The organism is Lentzea albida (assembly GCF_900111005.1).
GTDB classification, from domain to species: Bacteria; Actinomycetota; Actinomycetes; order Mycobacteriales; family Pseudonocardiaceae; genus Lentzea; species Lentzea albida.
This window is the reverse complement of record NZ_FOFV01000019.1, coordinates 72,101-92,616: the sequence shown is the minus strand read 5'-3', so window position 1 is coordinate 92,616 and position 20,516 is coordinate 72,101. Positions and strand designations below refer to the sequence as shown.

At 70.7% G+C, this 20,516-nt stretch carries 19 protein-coding genes; 15 read left to right on the top strand and 4 right to left on the bottom strand.

What is annotated here, in order from left to right; translation table 11 throughout:
• Positions 1 to 68: 68 nt before the first annotated feature.
• The 7 genes from BMY74_RS35690 to BMY74_RS35660 all read left to right on the top strand — a co-directional run bounded on the left by BMY74_RS35690 (position 69) and on the right by BMY74_RS35660 (position 8,066).
• Entirely contained in the window at positions 69 to 443 is a 375-nt protein-coding gene (locus tag BMY74_RS35690; protein WP_089923587.1) for an FKBP-type peptidyl-prolyl cis-trans isomerase, read from the top strand.
• Positions 444 to 585: 142 nt separating this feature from the next.
• Positions 586 to 1,122 carry a YbaB/EbfC family nucleoid-associated protein gene (locus tag BMY74_RS35685; RefSeq protein ID WP_089923583.1) on the top strand — a complete coding sequence of 179 codons (537 nt, stop codon included), beginning with the start codon at positions 586 to 588 and terminating at the stop codon, positions 1,120 to 1,122.
• 35 nt (positions 1,123 to 1,157) lie between these two features.
• Positions 1,158 to 1,466, top strand: a complete 309-nt coding sequence (locus tag BMY74_RS35680; protein WP_089923579.1) for a type VII secretion target — start codon at positions 1,158 to 1,160, stop codon at positions 1,464 to 1,466.
• On the top strand, positions 1,466 to 5,704 hold the full coding sequence (locus BMY74_RS35675; protein WP_089923576.1) for a hypothetical protein: 4,239 nt from the start codon (positions 1,466 to 1,468) through the stop codon (positions 5,702 to 5,704). The genes BMY74_RS35680 and BMY74_RS35675 overlap by 1 nt, the downstream gene beginning before the upstream one ends.
• Before the next feature lie 14 nt (positions 5,705 to 5,718).
• On the top strand, positions 5,719 to 6,570 hold the full coding sequence (locus BMY74_RS35670; RefSeq protein WP_143091842.1) for an immunity 49 family protein: 852 nt from the start codon (positions 5,719 to 5,721) through the stop codon (positions 6,568 to 6,570).
• A 138-nt stretch (positions 6,571 to 6,708) separates the two neighbouring features.
• A complete protein-coding gene (locus BMY74_RS35665; RefSeq protein WP_245786539.1) occupies positions 6,709 to 7,041 on the top strand; it encodes a hypothetical protein in 333 nt (110 codons plus the stop codon).
• 122 nt (positions 7,042 to 7,163) lie between these two features.
• A complete protein-coding gene (locus BMY74_RS35660; protein ID WP_089923571.1) occupies positions 7,164 to 8,066 on the top strand; it encodes a hypothetical protein in 903 nt (300 codons plus the stop codon).
• A gap of 3 nt (positions 8,067 to 8,069) precedes the next feature.
• On the opposite strand, the gene BMY74_RS35655 is transcribed toward BMY74_RS35660, so the two are convergent.
• A complete protein-coding gene (locus BMY74_RS35655; protein ID WP_089923568.1) occupies positions 8,070 to 8,597 on the bottom strand; it encodes a hypothetical protein in 528 nt (175 codons plus the stop codon).
• A 53-nt stretch (positions 8,598 to 8,650) separates the two neighbouring features.
• Between BMY74_RS35655 and BMY74_RS35650 the strand changes: the two genes are divergently transcribed.
• Positions 8,651 to 9,196 carry an HdeD family acid-resistance protein gene (locus BMY74_RS35650; RefSeq protein WP_089923565.1) on the top strand — a complete coding sequence of 182 codons (546 nt, stop codon included), beginning with the start codon at positions 8,651 to 8,653 and terminating at the stop codon, positions 9,194 to 9,196.
• Here the strand turns inward: BMY74_RS35650 and BMY74_RS35645 are convergent.
• Entirely contained in the window at positions 9,138 to 10,307 is a 1,170-nt protein-coding gene (locus BMY74_RS35645; RefSeq protein WP_089923563.1) for a glycosyltransferase 87 family protein, read from the bottom strand. The two genes, BMY74_RS35650 and BMY74_RS35645, sit on opposite strands and share 59 nt — an antisense overlap.
• A gap of 156 nt (positions 10,308 to 10,463) precedes the next feature.
• Between BMY74_RS35645 and BMY74_RS35640 the strand changes: the two genes are divergently transcribed.
• From BMY74_RS35640 to BMY74_RS46730, 3 genes are read left to right on the top strand one after another with little or no spacing between them, the layout of a single operon-like run.
• Positions 10,464 to 11,048: a DNA-binding protein gene (locus BMY74_RS35640; protein ID WP_089923558.1), complete on the top strand. Its 585-nt coding sequence runs from the start codon at positions 10,464 to 10,466 to the stop codon at positions 11,046 to 11,048.
• Positions 11,049 to 11,078: 30 nt separating this feature from the next.
• A complete protein-coding gene (locus BMY74_RS35635) occupies positions 11,079 to 11,735 on the top strand; it encodes an RES family NAD+ phosphorylase (RefSeq protein WP_030466547.1) in 657 nt (218 codons plus the stop codon).
• Entirely contained in the window at positions 11,732 to 11,860 is a 129-nt protein-coding gene (locus tag BMY74_RS46730; RefSeq protein WP_281245028.1) for a hypothetical protein, read from the top strand. Before BMY74_RS35635 ends, BMY74_RS46730 begins: the two co-directional genes overlap by 4 nt.
• Before the next feature lie 94 nt (positions 11,861 to 11,954).
• On the opposite strand, the gene BMY74_RS35630 is transcribed toward BMY74_RS46730, so the two are convergent.
• Positions 11,955 to 13,814 (bottom strand): S9 family peptidase, encoded by a 1,860-nt coding sequence (locus BMY74_RS35630; protein WP_089923554.1) that lies wholly within the window; start codon positions 13,812 to 13,814, stop codon positions 11,955 to 11,957.
• A gap of 89 nt (positions 13,815 to 13,903) precedes the next feature.
• On the opposite strand from BMY74_RS35630, the gene BMY74_RS35625 reads away from it, so the two are divergent.
• The gene (locus tag BMY74_RS35625) at positions 13,904 to 15,106 is read left to right on the top strand and encodes a metal-dependent hydrolase family protein (protein ID WP_089923550.1); all 1,203 of its coding nucleotides are present in this window, start codon (positions 13,904 to 13,906) and stop codon (positions 15,104 to 15,106) included.
• Positions 15,107 to 15,157: 51 nt separating this feature from the next.
• On the opposite strand, the gene BMY74_RS35620 is transcribed toward BMY74_RS35625, so the two are convergent.
• Positions 15,158 to 16,162: a TerC family protein gene (locus tag BMY74_RS35620; protein ID WP_089923547.1), complete on the bottom strand. Its 1,005-nt coding sequence runs from the start codon at positions 16,160 to 16,162 to the stop codon at positions 15,158 to 15,160.
• Between the two features lie 357 nt (positions 16,163 to 16,519).
• On the opposite strand from BMY74_RS35620, the gene BMY74_RS35615 reads away from it, so the two are divergent.
• From BMY74_RS35615 to BMY74_RS35605, 3 genes are read left to right on the top strand one after another with little or no spacing between them, the layout of a single operon-like run.
• Positions 16,520 to 19,363 carry an alpha/beta fold hydrolase gene (locus BMY74_RS35615; protein ID WP_089923544.1) on the top strand — a complete coding sequence of 948 codons (2,844 nt, stop codon included), beginning with the start codon at positions 16,520 to 16,522 and terminating at the stop codon, positions 19,361 to 19,363.
• A complete protein-coding gene (locus BMY74_RS35610) occupies positions 19,356 to 19,592 on the top strand; it encodes a hypothetical protein (protein WP_089923540.1) in 237 nt (78 codons plus the stop codon). Before BMY74_RS35615 ends, BMY74_RS35610 begins: the two co-directional genes overlap by 8 nt.
• Complete coding sequence (locus tag BMY74_RS35605) at positions 19,589 to 20,515, top strand: ABC transporter permease (protein ID WP_089923537.1); 927 nt, start codon at positions 19,589 to 19,591, stop codon at positions 20,513 to 20,515. Before BMY74_RS35610 ends, BMY74_RS35605 begins: the two co-directional genes overlap by 4 nt.
• The last annotated feature ends 1 nt before the right edge of the window (position 20,516 follow it).

Sequence of the window (20,516 nt, the reverse complement as noted above, 5' to 3'; positions counted from 1 at the left end):
CATTCGGCCGCGCGCGCCCGCGCGTGATTGGATCGGGCGCGAACACCCCCGTTCGAGAGGAAGTAGTGATGGCCCCCACGAAGCCTGAGGTCGACCCGCACGACGGCCCGGCGCCCGCCGACCTGGTAATCGAGGACATCACCGTTGGCGACGGTGCGGAGGCCGAGGCCGGTCAGTTCGTGTCCGTGCACTACGTCGGTGTCTCGCACTCGACCGGCGAGCAGTTCGACGCGTCCTGGGACCGCGGCGAGGCCTTCCAGTTCCCGCTCGGTGGCGGTCGCGTCATCCAGGGCTGGGACCAGGGCGTCCAGGGCATGAAGGTCGGTGGCCGCCGCAAGCTGGTCATCCCGCCGCACCTGGGCTACGGCGCGCGCGGCGCCGGTGGCGTGATCAAGCCCAACGAGACGCTGATCTTCGTCGTCGACCTGCTGGGCGTGAACTAGCTTGTCGGGTCAACGGCGTCCCGCTGGTTCGTTCAGCGGGGCGCCGTTCGTCTTTTCGGCCGATTTGACCTCGGGGTGGAACGAGATCGGATCCGGCTGCGTCATCCTTTGAGTCCGCCGCAGCTTCAGGAGGGAACCACCGGTGCCCGAGGACATCGCCGGGTCCGAGCAGATGCTCGCGAACTGGAACCAGAACATCCAGGAACGCGCCGCCCGCTACCAGGAGATGGCGACGCGCGTGCAGGGGATGACGATCTCCGAGCGGTCGCAGGACGGCTCGATCGAGATCCTGGTCGGGTCCAACGGCATCCTGCAGAACCTCGTGATCAACGAGTCCGCCTCGAGCAAGCGCATGTCCGAGGTCAGCGGCGAGATCATGAAGCTGCTGCAACGCGCGCAGTCGCGCATCCCGGAGCTGCTGCAGTCCGCCATGGCCGAGACCATCGGCACGCAGGACGAGACGGCCAACGTGCTGTTCAACGAGGCCAAGAAGAACTTCCCGGCGCCTCCCGCGGAGGAGCCGGCGCGCACGCCGTACGACCGCAACGAGATCAACTTCCGGGTGGAGGACGACGCACCGCCGCCCCCGTCCCGCCCCACCTCGCCGCCTCCGCCGCCGCGCCGCCGTCCGCCCAGGGATGACGACGACGACTTCGGCGGGGAGTCCGTCCTCACCTGATCTTCCTGTCCGTTGCTCGAACTTGAGGGGGTTCGATGACTTCCGGTGGTTTCCACGTCACCTCCGACGTGCTGGAAGCGCACGCCAAGGCCTTGGAGGGCCTCCACGGGCGACTGCGGGGAGCGGTCGACGCGGCGAACACCGTGTCGATGCCGACTGACGCGTACGGGATCATCTGCCAGCCGTTCCGGATGCTGCTCGACCCGGTCGAGCAGTGGGGCCTGGACGCGCTGAAGGGCGCGGCGGAGGCGATGGACGCCACCGCCAAGAAGGTCACCGAGACCGCCAAGCACTACCAGGACGTCGAAGACCAGATCACCCGCACCCTCAAGGGCGGTGTCTGATGTCGTCGCCGAACCCGTTGGTGGCGCAGGCCCCTGCCGAACCGTCCGGTTTCTTCAACGCCGGCACCGGGGACAACGGGTGGGCGACCGGTTTCTCCATCGCCGACTCGGCCGTCGACGCCTACAAGGGCATCTCCGAGGGCAGCTGGATCGAGGGCGGCCTCGGCGTCGTCGGCCTGGTCGCCGACGCGGCCTCGATGGCGATCGACCCGTTCGGCACCCTCCTGTCGTCCGCGGCCTCGTTCCTGATGGAACACATGCAGCCGCTCAAGGAGGCGCTCGACTGGCTGGCGGGCGACCCGCCGGTGATCCAGTCGTACTCGACGACGTGGAACAACGTCTCGCAGGAGCTCGGCAAGATCGCGGGCGACTACAAGGCCGCCGTCGACGGCACCGGCGAGTGGACGGGCGCCGCGGCAGACTCCTACCGCAGGGCGGCGGGAGAGCAGCTGGACGCGTTGTCCGGCGCGGCCTCCACGGCGGGCTCGGTGGGCACCGTCGTGGGTGTGATGGGCATGGTCGTCGGGTTCGTGCGCGAGATGGTCCGGGACCTGATCGCCGACCTCGTCGCGAAGCTGATCACGTGGGTGCTCGAGGCCGTGTTCACGCTGGGCTTCGGCACGCCGGTGATCGTGGCGCAGGCCGTCACCGCGATCTCCAAGTGGGCGACGCGCATCGGTGAGCTGATCCAGAAGCTCATCAAGACCATCAAGAAGGTCTCGCCGCTGCTCGGCCGCCTGGTCGAGATCTTCACCAAGATCATGAAGGTCGTCGGCAAGCTGGTCGGCAAGGTGACCGGTCTCGACGTCATCTCGACCAAGTCGATCAAGCCCGGCGGCCTGTTCCACCGCACCGACGCGCCGGACCTCTCGCCTTCGGGCGGCCGCGGCACGCCTTCGTCGCCCGACAGCTCACCGTCCACACCGGACAGTTCGCCGTCGTCGCCCTCGTCTCCGGACACTTCGCCGTCGTCGCCCTCGTCTCCGTCCTCTCCGGACACTTCGCCGTCCTCGCCGCCGTCCCCCTCGACGGCTTCGACGCCGGACGCGCCTTCGCGGGCCCCGGACAGCTCGTCGCCGTCGTCAGCGTCCCCGCCCTCGGCCCCGTCGCCGTCGCGCACGCCCGACAGCCCGTCGACCCCGGACGCCCCGTCCCCGTCCCGCACGCCGGACAGCTCCACGCCCGACTCGCCGTCACGGACTCCCGACTCCGCCTCGGCCCCGCGTTCGCCCGACGGCTCGCCCTCGTCGCCCTCGTCCCCGGCGGGCCCCGGAGCACCGCACGCCCCTGCCGCGCCCTCGTCCACGCCGGACGCTCCCGCACCCCGCAACACGGGCCAGACCGTCCAGTCCTCGGTGGCACCGCCCGAGGCCCCGGCACGACCGGACGCCCCGCACGCACCGGCCGCACCGCGCACCCCGGACACCACCCCGGCCCAGGCGGGCCCGATGGGCGGCGGCGCCCCGAACGCGGGCGGCGGCAACGCCCCGTCCTCCCCGGCGGCCGGCCGTCCCCCGGCAGGCCCTGGCCAGGGTTGGACCGGCACCCCCGGCAGCCGAGGCGACCTGGGCTCGGGCGCCCCGGCCCCGCGCACCCCGGACACCTCGACGTCGGCGGCCCGAGCGGACGCACCACCCCGCCCGACGGCCCCGTCGACGCCCACGTCGCCGTCGATGCCGCACTCGCCGTCGACACCGTCGTCACCCTCGATGCCGTCGAGCGGCGCCCCGTCCGGCGGCATGCCGCACGCACCGTCGGCGGGCACCCCGCACTCCCCGTCGACGGGAGGCGCCCCGACCGCGCCCCGGCCCGACGCGACTCCCCCGAGCCGCGCCACGACCCCGTCCTCAGCGGCCCCGCACGCGCCGTCCACCACACCGTTCGGCGGCCCCAACACACCTCACGGCGGTCCCAACGCGCCCCACGCGCCGAACGCACCGCACAGCGGCCCCAACGCACCGACCTCCCGGCCGGACGCGCCGCACGGAGGCACCACGCCGTCACGCCCCAACACCCCGCACGCGCCCAACGCGCCACACGGTGGCCCCAACCCGCCGGCCCGTCCCGACGCGCCTCACAGCGGCACCACGACGCCGTCGTCGCGACCTGACGCGCCACACGCCCCGTCAGGCCCCAACGCACCGCAGGGCGGCCCCCACGCGCCGTCGCGTCCCGACGCGCCCCACGGGCCGAACACTCCCCACAACAGCCCCTTCCCGCAGCACGGCCCCAACACGCCGCAAGGCGGCCCTAACTCCCCGTCGCGCCCGGACGCCCCCCACCGGCCCGACTCCCCGTCCCGCCCGGACGGCAGCGGCCCCGGTAACCGCCCTGACGGCAACCGCCCCGACGGCACGCGTCCGCACAGCCTGAACACCCCGGACACCTCCCGTCCCCGCGGCACGGACACGGCAGCACCCCCGCGCCACCCCGGCGCACCCGTCCGTCCGGACGCGCCCCACCACCCGGACGCGCCCCACCACGGCCCGGACGCCGACCGGCCGCGCGACAACACCCCGGACAAGCCGCACGACGGCGACTCCCCGAGCACCGACCCGAACACCGACCCGAACGGTCCCGACGCCCCGTCCGCGGACCGCCCGAGCCCCGCGGAGGCACACGCCCGCCACGCCGAGAGCACTCCGGCCGGCGTCTCCCACCACGGCGGCGACAGGGACATGGGCGACCTGCCCCACCGGGTGCCGGAGGACCCGCGCTACTTCACGGCGGACGTCCACGTCACGCCGGACGGCAGGGCCCGCATCGGCGGGCACGAGTACACCCCGGCCGAGTACGCCGACATGCTCCGCCGCAGCGGGTACGACGGCAGCAGGCCCGTCCGCCTGATCGGCTGCGACGCGGGCAGCAACGACTTCGCCCAGCAGCTGTCCCGGCACCTCGACGCGCCCGTCCTGGCCCCCACGAAGCCCGCCTGGACCGACGCGCACGGCCGCGTCTTCACGAGCGACGCCGAGATCCTCCCCGACGGCACCCGCCAGCCCAGGATCCCGCCGAACGGCGAGTGGGAGACCCACCACCCCGACGGCAGCAGGACCAGCGCGGGCGACGACGGCTACGCGCCGGACACCCAGCGCCACGACCCGGACGCCGACACCGACACCGACGGCGCCGTCGACCGCGGCGACAGCGGCTCGGACGGTGACGAGGTCGACTGGCGCGACAAGCCCGGCGAGACCAGCGGTATGTCGCCGCGCGAGAAGATCGCGAGCAAGGACTACATCGAGCACCACTACTACGAGCGCCCGAAGAACGGCGAGACCGAGCTCGTGGTCAACAAGCACCGCTCGCCGGACGTCGACGGCATGGAGCCTCCGCCCGTCAACCTCAACAACGGCACGCCGGAGTTCAAGGCCGACCGCCCGCCCGCGGAGTCGCTCGGTTTCGACGAGACCCGGTCGAGGACGGAACCGAGGCACGAGTCCGGTTCGGACTCCGCGGACGGCTCGCAGGAGACCCGGCAGGACGCCTACCGCGACGACCAGGAGTGGCAGGCCGCCGACGACCGCAAGATCGACGAGAAGACCGCGACGCGCCAGGAGAAGATGCAGGAGGTCCAGGACGCCCTGCGCGACACGCCCAAGGGCTCCCAGGAGCGTTCCGACGCGATCGGGGCGCAGACCGCGGCGTCCGAGGCGTTCGGCGAGCAGGTGTCCGTGCACGCGCTCAGGGATCGCGTCCACGGGCAGTTCGCCCACGCGTTCCCCGACGCGGAGGTGGACTTCCGCACCAAGGGCGGTGGCGATTTCGACCCGTCGCACACCAGTCGCGACACCCTCGAGGTCTACGACGCGAAGACCGGTCGGGTGCTCGCCGAGATCACCCCGGTGCACTCGCCGGGCACGCCGGGCCACAGCAACTTCGACCAGGTCTACAAGGTCGACTACCTCGACGGCCAGAAGCCCGACTACGTCATCCACGAGGCCAAGGCGCCCAGCGGTGATCCGAGCGAGCGCAAGGTCGTCGTCAACGGCGAGCCCAAGTACTACGAGCAGGGACACCCCGCCTACTTCGACGACACGCTGCGCGCGATGGAGCGCCGCGGCGGGGACGAGGCACTCCTCGCCGAAGAGCTGCGGAAGGCCAAGAAGGACGGCCGGCTCGACTACGTCGAAGTGCGCGCGCAGACCAACGAGAAGGGTGTCGACCACGAGCTCACCGGTTGGAAGTACCGTCCGTACGAGGGTTACGATTACCGACCGCGTCTGCCACTGAGGTGAGGATCGACAACGCGATGGAGACCATCCCCCGGCACGACATCGACGCGGACTTCGCCCGCAGGCAGGTCGACACGCTCCAGTCGCTGATCGAGTCGGCCATGGAGGACGTGGTCGCCGACGGTGACGAGGACGCCCTCGGCTCGGTGCGCAGTCGCGCGATCATGCGCTTCGCCTACCTGACGGTGCTCGACCCGACCGCGGGCCAGGAGGAGACGTGGCGCGCCGCCGTGCTCGCCTCGCAGGCGGCCAACGCGGTGTTCGCCCGCACCTCCAAGTCCGAGGAGGAAGTCCAGTACCAGCTCGGCGACCAGACCGTGACGCTGCCGGTGGTCGGCCCGAACTGGCACGCGACTCCCGTCGACTGGCTGACCGCGGCGTGGCTCGCCGTGATCACCCGGAGCGAAGAGCGGATCCAGGAGCTGTGCGCGGTCGGCAAGTACACGCTGCGCGGCAGCGGCGCGAAGGTCGAGGAGTACGTCCACCCGTGGATCGAGACGCTGCAGCGCTTCCTGAGCGGTGACCCGATCTCGCCGGAACTGCTCGAGTCGGTGATCGACCTGAGCGATCCGGAGAACGCGAAGTTCGCGTCCCGCGAGTACATGCTGCTGGTCGCGTACCCGCCGGTGAACATGCTGTACCGCGTGCTCCGAGGGACGTCCGAGCAATTCCACGACGCGCTGGTGCAGGCGACCACGGGGCACCGCGACTACTGGAGCCAGGCGGACCTCGCGGACGACCCCTCCGGTTTCGTCGCACTGCCGGTCCTCGCCATGGCGATCCTCGGCCGCGACAACGGCTTCCCGGTCGAGGTCGAGTCCGACTACCTGCCCGAGAACCTGGTGCGGGGCACCTGGTCGAACCGCTGACGAGGGCAATCCCGAACAGCCACGACCCGGACGCCCCGCCCGACCCCGGAAGAGGCCCACGCCCGCCACGCGGAGCAGACCCCGGACGGCCACGCCCGCATCGGTGGCCACGACTGCACCCCGGCCGAGTACGCCGACATGCTGCGCCGGGGCGGGTACGACGGCAGCCGGCCGGTGAGGCTGATCGGGTGCGACGCGGGTAGCAACGACTTCGCCCAGCAGTTGTCCCGGCACCTCGACGCGCCGGTCCTCGCGCCGACCAAGCCGGCCTGGACCGACAGCCACGGCCGCGTCTTCACGAGCGACCCCGAGATCCTCCCGGACGGCACCCGGTCCAAGACCGGCGACGACGGCTTCGCGCCGGGCACGCACGACAAGGACAGGGACGCGGGCGTCGGCATCACCGTCGAGTCCGACTACCTGCCGCAGCACCTCCTCGACGGCACCCGGGTCGGCGAGAAGCAGCTCTGAACCACCGGGCCGGACACCCACTCGGAGTTGTGTGAACGGCGCAAGGTGCATGACCGGCCCGCGCGCGTCGCGGAGGCCCGATAAGATCAGCGGGCTTTCACGGGGAGAGGGGCGAGGACCACATGAGCCAGCCGGCGACACCGCTGAGCGAGCAGGACCAGCAGCAGTTGGTGCGGCAGATCGGCCGTGCCATGCTGCCGGCCGTACCGCAGGGCTGGCAGCGCATCCGTGCCGAGTACCGCGCCGCGGGCCGGCACATCGAGGTCGACCTGGCGTTCGCGGGGCCCGACGGCCAGCTGCGCCCGGTGCGGCCGCCGATGGACGTCGTGCAGATGTTCGGTCACCTGCGCGGGGGCATGTACCACCCCGAGCGCGGCACGTGGCTGAGCGCGACGTACGAGATCGAGGCGCCCGCGGCGTTCACGGTGGACTTCAACGCCGAGGACGAGCCCCGCTGGCGCAACGCGCCGCCGCCCATCGGTTTCCGCGACGAGCTGCAGACGTTCCCGCGCCCGGACCGGCAGATCCCGGACTGGTGGCGCCAGCGCGTCGGCCTGCCGCCGCTGCCCGCGCCCGAGCCGGAGCCCCAGCAGGCGCCGCAGCAGCAGGAGTTCCAGGTCCCGGCGTCCCAGCCGGACCAGCAGGCGGCCTCCGGTGAGCTGCGGACGGCCCGCGTGTACGACGGCAAGAACGACGACGGCCGCATCGTGGTCAACCGCCAGCCGGTCGACCCGCAGCTGCTCGAAGGGCTGCTGAACTACCTCGAATCGGCGCCGGTCGTGCTGGCCGCGCGCAGCTACGACCTCGACGAGTTCTCGCAGAGCGGCGAGCAGGACGTGCCGCTCAACTTCCGCACCGACGGCACCTGGATCTGGGCCGGCGCCGTGCCGCACTACCTGCGCAAGTACGGCCTCCCGCCGGAGCCCGAGCTGGTGGCGCACGCGGTGGCGCGCGGTTTCCAGGTCGCCGAGGTGAACGAGCAGACGCAGGACCGGGCGGTCTCGATCATCACGGGCCAGGGCTAGGTCCTAGCCCCGGTCGAGGGTGCACAGGTACGCCTCTCCCCGCGGGGAGAGGCGGTACCCCACCTCCAGCGACTCGGTGAGCCCCTCGGCCTTGAGCTTGCGGACGTCCGCCTTGAACGGCAGCTTCTCGCGGCCCACCGAGGCGGCCAGGTCGGCGGCCCGCACGGCCGGGTTCGCGGCGATCAGCCGCAGCAACGCCACGGCGTCGCCGGAGAGCTCCAGTCCGTCCACATCGGACGACGAACGCAGCTCGATGCGCGGATCTTCACCCAGATAACGCAGGCGGATGCGGTAAAGCACACCTTCCCATCCGTCCACAAAGGACTTCAGGGCGGCGACGGTCGGAAACCCGGCGGCCACCGCCTCCGCGCGCGTCACGCGGGACACCACGTCCACGGCGTCGATCGCGAGGACGCCCAGCGACGTCCGCAACGTCCCGCCGGCCCGCACGGTCGGCCGCTTCCACCGCCGGAACTGCAGCGTGACCTCGCCGGACCGGATGCGTTCCCAGTCAGCCACTCGGATCAGCACCGAACGAGGGTCTCAGGTTGCCGAGCCCCGCGACAGCCGAGACGATCCTGGCCATGCAACGGTGGTGGCTCTTCACGGTGCGCGGGGTGTTCGCTGTCCTGTTCGGCCTGGCCGCCCTGGTCTGGCCGGGCCTCACACTGCTGGCGTTGATCATCCTCTGGGGCGCCTACGCGTTCTTCGACGGCGTGATGACGCTGTACCTGACCCTCACCCACAAGGAGTGGCCCGCACGCTGGGCGCTCGGGCTGATCGGCGTGCTCGGCCTGGTCACGGGCTTGATCGCGTTGTTCCTGCCGGGCATCACGGCGAACGCGCTGTTGCTGCTCATCGCCGCGTGGGCGCTCGTGACGGGCGTGCTGCAGATAGTCGACGCCATCCGCCTGCGCAAGGTGATGACGAACGAGTGGTTCTACGTCGTCACCGGCGCGCTGACGGTGCTGCTCGGCATCATCCTGATCACGAACCCGGCCGCGGGCGCCCTGGCGTTCGTGATCACCATCGGCGTGTTCGCGATCCTGTGGGGCGTGGTGCTGGTGCTGTTCAGCCTGCGGCTGAAGCGGCTCTCCGACGGGCGCGCACGACACGCACAGCGAGCGTGACCAGCACGGCGACCCCGACGAACACGTAGAGGTTGCCGACCACCTGCTGCCACCACGCCCAGTCGCGCTCGACGTCGTTGTCATTGGGGAACCACCAGTGCGGCCCGGCCGCGAAGACGGCGATGATCGCCCACGATGCCCACTGGCGGCGCAGGGCCGGTCGTGCGAGCAACACGAGCGCGGGCGCGATCCAGACCCAGTGGTGCCCCCACGACACCGGCGAGATCAGCAGGCCGCCGATCGCCACGACGAAGAACGCCTCGACGTCACCGAGCTGCGACGCCAACCACCACACCGACGCCACGACGAGAAGCGACAGCACGAGCCACACGCCGACCTGCGCACCGTTCTCCAGGCCGAACCGCGCCAGCACACCGCGCAGGGACTGGTTCGCGGTGTAGGTGAGGCGCCCGACGCGGCCCGGATCCAGCAGCGCGTGCGTCCAGTACTCCTTCGCGTCGCCGAACGAGATGAGGGCCCCCAACAGCCCGAAGGCGAAGAACGAGCCGATGGACACGAACACGGGTTTCCACTGCCGCCGCGCCACGAAGAACAAGGCGAAGAACGCCGGCGTGAGCTTGATGGCGGCCGCCAGCCCGATCAGCGCGCCCCGAGGCCACCAGCGGGTGCGTTCCAGCAGGCAGTCGGCCATCACCAGCAGGCCCAGCAGCAGGTTGATCTGCCCGAACCACAACGTCTCGCGCAGCGGGTCGAAGATCGACGACACCGCCGCCGCGCCCAGTCCCCACGCCACGGCCTTCGGCCCCCAGCCGACCACGCGACTCGCCGCGATCAGGCACAACGCGGTGAGGGCCGCGAGGTTCGCAGCCGCCACCACGAAGATCGCGACCCCGAGCGGCACGAGCGCCAGCAGGCTGAACAGCACGGCGGCGATCGGCGGGTAGGTGAAGGGCAGGTCGGGCCCGCCCAGCGGGTTCGCGAAGCCGTCGACGTAGAGGGGGAGGTCCTTGAGGAACGCCACCCCGCCGTTGCGGTAGACGCGCAGGTCGAGCGAGAACTCCTGCGGGCGGTACATGACGTAGACGAGCGTGGCCACCATGACGGCGGCCCACGCCACCACGACCCGCTTGGCGGTGCGGTCGAGCTGCATCCGGGAATGGTATCGATGTGCCAGATGAGGCCCACGTCACCGGTCCGGACCGGGAAATCTCACGTAGCGTCGCGGCGTGACCGCGCAACGTCGACCATTCCAGCTTGAGCCGTTCGTAGGGCGCACAAATGCGCACGCACGGGATATTCTGTGCGCATGAGCCCCGCGCTGGAGACGGTGCTGGCCAAGGCCGGCCTGCAGGTGAGCCCCGACGAGTTCCTGGCCCTCGTGTCCGACGCGGCACGCAGGCTCGCCCCACCGCACCCGGAACCGGCCACCTACTTCACGCCGGACCAGCAGGCGGCGCTCACCGACGTGGGCCTCGACCTCTCCCCGGCGGGCCCGGCCGACGCGCGTGCCCGCACCCGCACCGTCGTGGCCCACGCTGTCCTGCGCGACTCGGCCCTGACCGTGAACGAGGCCGCGCGCCAGCTCCAGGTCGACACCAGCCGCATCCGGCACCGCCTCGGCGTGGGCAGGCTCGTCGGCTGGAAGGACAGGGGCAGCTGGCGCCTGCCCGCGTGGCAGTTCGCGGGCACCGGCGTCCTGCCGGGCCTCGAAACCGTCCTGGCGGAGATCCCGCCGGACCAACCGGCACTCGTCGTCGCCGCGTTCATGACCACCGACCAGGAGGACCTGCCCGTAGACGGCAAGCCCGCGACCCCGCGCGACTGGCTCCTCGCAGGAGGAGACCCCCGCCGCGTCGCCACCCTGGCCTCCGCACTCGGCACACCGGCCTGAGCGCGTTCCCGGACACCCGACAGGACCCGAATGTCACGGCTTCCACAGCCGCCTGCCCCTGCCGTGCTCCAAGCACACCTGCGCCGCACCGAGGACGTCGTCGCGGTGCACCGGGCCACCCGCCTGGTGCGCGTGTTCACGGCGAAGGGCTCCCACCCCCAGCGCTGGAACACGTTCCGCTACACGGGCCCCCTGCCCCACGCCCGCTTCGACGCGCAACAGCCGGCAGACGACGGCAGCCCGGTCCAGGACCACGAGAACGGCGTCCTGTACTTCGGCCTCTCCGTCCGCACGTCGATCGCCGAGGTCTTCCAGGCCACTTCGATCGTGGACCGGCGCACCCGCTCCCCGTTCCTCGTGGTGCTGCGCCCACGCCGCACCCTGAGGCTGCTGGACCTGGGCGGGCTGTGGCCGACGCGGGTCGGGGCGTCGCAGGAGATCTCGACCGGGCCGAAGCTGGTGACGCAGGCGTGGTCGCGGGCGATTCGGGCGGCTTATCCGGAGCTGGACGGGCTCTGGTACCGGTCGTCGATGGACTCGGGCGACCCGGCCATCTGCCTGTGGGACCCGCCGGGGGCTTCGGGACTGCCGGCGGCGCCGGACGTGCTGCTGCCGTTGGACCATCCGGGTCTGGATCTGCCGCTGGCGCGCGTGTGCGAAGAGCTCAACTACACACTGCTGGGGTGATTTCCGTGGAGCCGCGCGAAGCCACGAACACGCGGATGCCCGCGAACGCCTCCCAGGCGCGTCGGCTGGAGGCGTGGACGATCCAGGGCGACCGGCAGCAGCTCGCGGCGTCCGCAGCCACGTAGCAGCTGCTGGCCCGGTTCCAGGCCTTCGCAGCGCACTGACAGGTTGACCGGATGGGGCTGCTCCGGCGCGAGACCGGAGCAGCGCCACCTCGGGTCAGGCCTTGAGGTGGCGGCCCCACCACTCGAGCACGGCGTCGAACCGCTGCCGCCGGTGCCGCGGCTGCCCCGTCCGGGTCAGCTCGTGCCCCTCGCCCGGGAAGAGCAGCATCTCCGTCTCCACCCCGCGCCGCTTGAGCGCCACGAACATGCGCTGCGCCTGCTCCAGCGGGCAGCGCCAGTCGTGCTCGGAGTGCACGACGGCGAACGGGATGTTGATCTTCTCGGCGTAGGTGAGCGGTGACATCGCGCGCTGGGCCTCGGGGTCGGTGCCGCAGTAGGCGTCGGCGAAGAAGTAGCCGATGTCCGACGAGCCGCCGAACGAGTCCCAGGCGTTGACGGCACGTTCGGACCAGGCGGCGCGGAAGCGTTCGCCGTGGTGCGCCGAGAGCCACGAGGTCATGAAGCCGCCGTAGGAGCCGCCCATCACGCCGACGCGTTCGGAGTCGAGATCGTCTCGCTCCAGTGCGACGTCGAGCAACGACAGCACGTCGTCCACGTCGACCGAGCCGAACTTGCCGATCACCGCCTGGCCGTGGGCCTGGCCGTAGCCCGCCGAGCCGCGCGGGTTGGGCAGCACCACGGCGTACCCGGCGGTGGCGTAGACCTGGGCCTCGTCGAAGAAACCCCAGCTGTGGTACATGAACGGGCCGCCGTGCACGGCCATGACGACGGGGTGCGGGCCCTCGCCCTCGGGCAGCACGAGCCAGCCGTGCACCGGGTAGCCGTCGGAGGCGGAGCCGGAGAGCTCCACGACCTGACGCGCCGGGACCGACGAGAACGCCGTGCGCACACCGGTTCCGACGAACTCGACCTGGCCCGGACTGTCCGGAGTGGACACCACGGCGACCACAGTGGACCCGTCGGTCGCGAAGGACCGGACCGCAGCGGAGGAACCCGCCAGCACCTCGCCCTGGCCGCCGTCGAACGGGATCCGCCGCAGCTCCAGCGCGCCGCGGTTGCGCACGACGAGCAGCACACCGTCGGCATCGGCCACGGGCTGACCGGAAAGTCGTTCCACGTCAACGGTTTCGACGTCGGTCAGCCGAACGGCACCCGATCCGTCCACAGAGGCCTTCCACAGGCCCTGGTTGCGCGCCACGGCGTCGATGCCGGTGAACTCGGTGCCCAGCCAGAACAACGAGCCGTTGGCGACGAACGGCATCGACGCCTCGCCTGCGGCCTGCACCAGCAGCGAGGCGGTGCCGCCCGCGGCGGGCACGGTGTAGAGGTCGGAGTGCAGCGTCTCGACGGCGCCGAGGTCGCGCGGCGCGACGAACACCAGCGTCGAGTCGTCGAGCCAGGCCGGGTCGGAGACGTCGTGCGAGCCGTCGGTCACCGCCGTGACCGAGCCCTCCAGGTCCACGACGTGCACGCGCGGGCGGCGGTCGAGCAGGAAGCCGACGTCGTCCACGCGGTAGTCGAGGCGGGTGATGCGGCGCGGCGCCTCGGCCTCCGGGCCGTCGTCGGTCGTGCCGTAACGGCCCTCCTCGGGCACGCGGGCGACGAACGCGATGCGCGACGAGTCGGGCGACCACACCGGGGCACCGGCGCCCAGCGGCAGGTCGGTCAGCCTGCGGGGCTCGCCGCCGTCCACGGGAACGACGTAGAGCTGCGGCTTCGACTTCCCGCTGACACGCAGGAACGCGACCAGTTTGCCGTCGGGAGAAATGCGCTGCGCGTTGTCGCGATCACCGTGCGTCCACGGTGTGGTCGTGCCGTCCGGGAACACCCGGTGCAGACCGCCCCGGTACGTGTTCTCGTCGAGGTCGGGCGTGGTGATGCTGACCAGCACCAGGTCTCCGGACACGGCGACGGTGCCGGGCGTGGTGAGCAGCTGCAGGTCTTCAGGGCGCACGGCCAGGACGTTAACAGAACTTGTTAGCAAGGCTCAGAGTTATTTGTTGACCGATCACAAAAATTGACTCGCGGCATAGATTCCCGCGTATGACGCGCATCGTGTTCTCTGGGGGCCGGGTCTTCACCGGCCGGACGACCGAACCCGGCGACGTGGTCGTGGAGGGCGACCGCATCGTCGACGTGGGCATCGGACTCGACGGCGACACCGCGGTCGACGCGACCGGCCACACGATCCTGCCGGGCCTCTTCGACTGCCACGTGCACTTCATGTTCAGCGGCGCCGACCTGGTGCGGTCGCTGAACACGCCGTTCTCGCTGCCGTTCTACGAGGCGATCGGCAACATGAAGGCGACGCTGCAGTGCGGCATCACGACGGTGCGCGACGCGCTCGGCGCCGACCTCGGTGTCGCGGAGGCGGTGCGGCGCGGCCTCGTCCAGGGCCCGCGCATGCAGATCGCGATCAACATGGTCTCGCAGACCGGCGGCCACAACGACGACTGGATGCAGTGCGGCGCGCACGTGTCCCCGCCGCTGCACCCCGGCCTGCCCGACACCGTGGCCGACGGGCCCGAGGAGCTGCGCAAGGTCATCCGCACGCTGGTCCGCCACGGCGCCGACATCATCAAGATCGCGTCCAGCGGTGGCGTGATGTCGCCGCGCAGCAACCCCCGGCACGCGCACTTCCGCGACGAGGAGATCGCGATGATCGTGCAGGAGGCCAACGCCGCGGGCATCGCCGTGATGTCCCACGCGATGAGCGGCGACGGCATCCTCACGGCCGTGCGCAACGGCGTGCGGTCCATCGAGCACGGCGTCTTCCTCACCGACGAAGGCGTCGAGGAGATGCTCAAGAACGGCACCTGGCTCGTGCCGACGCTGATGGCCCCGCGCATGGTGCTCGACCAGGCCGCGGCCGGCATGGCGATCTCGGACGTCATCCTCGAGAAGGCGAACGCCGTGGTCACGCAGCACTTCCAGTCGTTCCAGAAGGCGCACCAGGCAGGGGTCAAGATCGCGATGGGCACCGACTCCGGCGTGGGCCCGCACGGCGACAACCTGAACGAGCTGAGCCTGATGGTCGAGTACGGCATGTCCCCGGCCGAGGCGCTGCACGCGACCACCACGTCCGCCGCCGAGCTCCTGCGCCTCGGAGACGAACTCGGCGAGCTCGCCCCGGGCAAGCTCGCCGACCTCGTTCTCGTGGAGGGTGACGCCGAGCAGCACGTGAAGGCCGGAACGCTGAAGCAGGCCGTCCGCGCCGTCTACCAGAACGGCGTCACCGTCGGCTGAAAGCAGAAGTGGCACGCGCCCTCGGGCACGTGCCACTTCACCAGGTGTGGACTAGTGGTTCGCGTCGGCCCCGATGTGCTTCGCGGCCTCGGGGTGGCGCTTCACCTTCCACAGGCTGGCGATCGTCGTGATCACCAGCACGCCGATGATCACCGACAGCGAGACCTCGATGCCGATCGTCGGCACGTGGAACGGCTCGCCGCCGTTGAGGAACCACAGGCTGTTGGTGTGCAGCGCCTCGAGGATCAGCTTGACGCCGATGAAGGCGAGGATGACCGACAGGCCGATCGACAGGTAGACGAGCTTCGCGAGCAGGCCGCCGAGCAGGAAGTAGAGCTGGCGCAGGCCCATCAGCGCGAACGCGTTGGCAGTGAACACCAGGAACGGCTCCTTGGTGAGGCCGAAGATCGCGGGGATCGAGTCGAGCGCGAAGAGCAGGTCGGTGGAGCCGATCGCGACCATCACGATGAACATCGGGGTCACGAAGCGCTTGCCGTCGATCTTGATGAACGACTTGGAGCCGTGGAAGTCGTTGGTCACCGGGAAGACCTTGCGCACCATGCGCAGCATCAGGTTCTCCTTGTACTCCTCTTCCTCGTCGTGGTTCTCCCGCGCCAGCTGCCAGCCGGTGTAGATGAGGAACGCGCCGAAGATGAAGAAGACCCAGCTGAACTGGCTGATGAGCGCCGCGCCGGCCGCGATGAAGATGCCGCGCATGACCAGGGCCAGCAGGATGCCGACCAGCAGCACCTTGTGCTGGTGGATCGCGGGCACCTTGAAGGTGGTCATGATGATCAAGAAGATGAACAGGTTGTCCACACTGAGCGAGTACTCGGTGATGTACCCGGCGAAGAACTCCGTGGCGTACTGACCACCGGAGAAGTACCAGATCCCGAGACCGAAGAGGGCGGCCACCGCCACGTAGAAGACCACCCAGCGGGCGGCTTCACCGATCGTCACCTCATGGGGCTTTCGATCGACGATCACGAGATCCACAGCGAGCAGGACGAGCAGACCACCGATCGTCGCGAGCCACAACCATGCGGGGACGTTCACAACCCAACCTCCGGGATTCTCAGCGCACGCCAAATTCACCCGGAGGTCTCCTCCGCCGCCGAGATGATCTCTCGAACGACCGACGGCACCGGGAGCTCTACGCCGAGCTCCGTACTGACGACACCGCCGCTTAGGGAGTACTCCCCTCCATGCTGCGTGATTATTGTGCTCCACCAGGCACCATCGGCGCCACACAGGGTGAGCAGACCCACGCAACCAGGTACAACGGGAATACGCAGCGTGTCGTTCGGATCGGAACAGGCCCTACCTGAAGGCGCGCTGAAGATCCACTCATGCTGAGACCGCCGCCGGATCCCGACAGGCCGTTCTCAGCAAAACTCGCATATCGTCATCACCGTGTCCCGCCTCTCCCGCCTTCGCGGCAGGTGGACGATCCCCGCATTGATCGTGGTACTCGCCCTCGTCGCAGGCGGCGTGTACTTCACTCGATCCGGAGACGACCCCGTAGCCGTTTCCTTCAAAGAAGCGAACATCGACGCGCCCGAGAGCCCTGACAGCGCTCAGACGGTGACGATCGAGACCCGCCTCTACCTGCCCCAGCAGACGCCCGCGCCCGCGATCATGCTCCCGCACGGTTTCGGCGGCAGTCTGCGCAGCGTGCACACGCAGGCCGAGGAGTTCGCCCGGCGCGGCTTCGTCGTGCTGACGTGGTCCGCGCGCGGTTTCGGTCGCAGCACGGGCCAGATCGCGCTGAACTCCGTCGACCGCGAGGTCCGCGACGCGCAGAAGCTGCTCGACTTCCTCGGCACGCGTGACGAGGTCGAGAAGGACAGCGGCGGCGACCCGCGCGTGGGGGTGACAGGCGCGTCGTACGGCGGTGCGCTGTCACTGCTGCTCGCGGGCGTCGACAAGCGCGTCGACACGATCGTCCCGGTCATCACGTACAACGACCTCGCGCAGTCGCTGCTGCCGAACTCGGCGCTGGCGACCCCGCGCACGGACGCCACCCCGTCCGCCACGGCGTTCGCCGAGAACGGCGTCTTCAAGCGTTCGTGGGCGGGCATCTTCTTCTCCGCGGGCATGACGTCGATCGACCTCTCCTCACCGACCGGTGAGGCGCCGGAGCAGGGCCAGCGGGAGTCGAACCAGCAGGCCACCGTGCCGCAGCAGCAGCCGGGTGGGAACTCGGGCGCGCAGGGCATGCAGCCGCCCACGCCGTCGCTGGGCGCGTGCGGCCGCTTCACCCCGGAGGTCTGCGCCGCCTACACCGAGGTCGCCACGACGGGCACCGCCTCGCAGCAGACGCTCGACCTGCTGCGCAAGTCGTCCCCGGTCGCCGTGACCGACCAGATCAAGCAGCCGACGATGCTGGTGCAGGGCGAGCAGGACACCCTGTTCGGCCTCGACCAGTCCGACGCCACGGCGCGCCAGATCGCGGCGGCCGGCGGCCAGGTCAAGATGGTCTGGTACGCGGGCGGCCACGACGGCGGCAACCCCGGCACCGCGCTGCGCGGCGAGATCGCCGACTGGATGGACTTCCACCTGCGCGGCAGGGGAACCGACCCCGGCACCGGCTTCGAGTACACGGTGCAGGGCGCGTTCCGCTCGTCCGGCCAGCCGTCGCTGCGCACGGTCGTCGCGCCGTCGTACCCCGGTCTCGCCCCCGGCTCCACCACCGAGCGCAGGACGCTGAAGCTGAGCGGGCGCGAGCAGGTCGTGGTGAACCCGGCGGGCGGCAACCCGGCGTCGATCAGCAACCTGCCGGGCCTCGGTTCGGCGCTGTCGCGGTCGTCGGCGATCTCGTCGCGGCTCTCGCTCGACATGCCGGGCCAGGCCGCGGTGTTCACCTCGGAGGAACTGACCTCACAGGTGCTGCTCACCGGGTCGTCGACGGTGCGGCTGAAGGTCGCGCGGGGTGACCAGACCTCCGGTGAGGCGATCCTGTTCGCGAAGCTCTACGACGTCTCCGCGGACGGCACCCGCACGCTGCCGGGCTCGATCGTCGCACCGCTGCGCGTGGCGCTGCCGCCGGACGGCTCCGCCGCCGAGGTGACCGTGACGCTGCCGGGCGCCGTCCGCCCCGTCGAGAGCGAGCACAAGCTGGCCCTCGTGGTGTCCACGACAGACCAGGCGTTCGCGAACGCCGAACAGCCCGCCGCGTACCGGATCTCGCTGGCCTCCGACGAGATCTCGGTGCCCGTGGTGCCCGGTCGCAACGTCTCCGAGGGCTTCCCGACGGGAGCCCTGTGGGGCATCGTGATCGCGCTGCTGGTGCTGATCGGTTCGGGCGTCGTCGCGATGTTCCGCCGCCGCATGGCGCAGGACTCCGACCCCGACCTCGCGGACGTGCCGCTGGTCATCTCGAACCTCACGAAGGCCTACCCCGGTGGCGTGAAGGCGGTGACGGACCTGTCGTTCCGCGTCGAGCACGGCATGGTCCTCGGTCTGCTGGGGCCCAACGGCGCCGGCAAGACGACGACGCTGCGCATGGTGATGGGCCTGATCCACCCGACCGAGGGCCAGATCCGGGTCTTCGGCCACAAGATCACGCCTGGCGCGCCCGTGCTGTCGCGCATCGGCTCGTTCGTCGAGGGCTCCGGCTTCCTGCCGCACCTCTCCGGCGCCGCGAACCTCCGCCTGTACTGGGCGGCGACCGGCAGGCCGGTCGAGGAGGCGCACTTCGACGAGGCGCTGGAGATCGCAGGCCTCGGCAAGGCGGTCAACCGCCGCGTGCGCACGTACAGCCAGGGCATGCGGCAGCGCCTCGCGATCGCGCAGGCGATGCTCGGTCTCCCGGACCTGCTGATCCTGGACGAGCCGGCCAACGGTCTCGACCCGCCCCAGATCCACCAGATGCGCGAGGTCCTGCGCCGCTACGCCGCGGCCGGCCGCACGGTCGTCGTGTCGTCGCACCTGCTGGCCGAGGTGGAGCAGACCTGTTCGCACGTGGTCGTGATGCACAAGGGTCAGCTCGTCGCGGCAGGCGAGGTGTCCGACATCGCGGCGGGAGGCGGCGAGGCGACGTTCCGCGTCGACTCCCCCTCGAAGGCAGCCGATGTCCTGCGGGGTCTCGAAGGCGTGCACGACGTGCACGAGGACGAGGGCGCCGTGCACGCGTCGATGAACGGCGTCCCGCGCGCCGCCGCGCTCACCGCCCTCGTGGCGGCCGGTGTGGCGGTGGACCAGGCGGGCCCGCGACGCAGGCTGGAAGACGCGTTCCTGGAGCTGGTCGGTGAATGACTTCCTGATGGCAGCCGCCTCCGCGACCGCGGAGACCCACGCCGAAGCAGAGGTCCCCTCGTCGAGCGAGCGCACGCTGCTCGCCGGCGAAGGGGGTCCCCTTGACTCAATTATCCCAGGCGACACCGACAATTCCGGTCCCGCCGAACCCATGCCCCTGGTGCGCACGGTCCTCACCGCGAACCCGAACCGCACGAAGGCCCCGATCCGTCAGGAGGTGGACCGATGAGCGAGAACGGCGTCCACACCGATCCCGGCGCGCTCACCGACCTCACCGACGCGGCCGCCCAGCAGCACACCGAGGTGGCTCCGGACGGCTCGTCGGTCGGGTACAAGGCGCGCCGCACGCTCCGCATCCACGTGGAGCTGCAACGGCAGCTGCGCCGCCGCAGGACCCAGCTCGTGCTGGGTTTCCTGGTGCTGCTGCCGTTCATCCTGGCCCTGAGCTTCGAGATCGGTCAGTCCGACCCGAACCGCCGCTCCGGCGGCTTCGTGGACCTCGCGACCGCGAGCGGCATCAACTTCGTGCTGCTCACGCTGTTCGTGAGCAGCAGCTTCCTGCTGCCGATGATCGTGGCGCTGTTCTTCGGCGACACGATCGCGTCCGAAGCGTCGTGGTCGAGCCTCAAGTACCTGCTCGCCGCACCGATCCCGAGGCACCGCCTGCTGCGCCAGAAGGCGATCAGCAGCGGGATCCTCAGCGTCTTCGCCCTCGCCCTGCTCCCCGCGGTGGCACTGGGCGTCGGCGTGATCTGGTACGGCACGGGCGAACTGGTGAGCCCGACCGGCGAGGCCGCCCCGTTCGGCGACGGCGTGCTGGCCACGGCACTCGCCGTCGTCTACATTTCGATCAACCTGTTCTGGGTCGCGGGCCTCGCGATGTTCCTGTCCGTGTCCACCGACGCGCCTCTCGGCGCGGTCGGCGGCACGGTGCTCGTCTCGATCCTGTCGCAGATCCTCGACCAGATCGAGCCGCTCGGGGACCTGCGCAACTACCTGCCGACGCACTACGCGATGGCGTGGGCCGACCTGATGTCGACCGACATCGACTGGTCGGAGATGGCCCGCGGGACGTTCTCCGCACTCGTCTACGGCGGCATCTTCACGCTGCTCGCCGCACGCCAGTTCAAGACGAAGGACATCACCAGCTAGC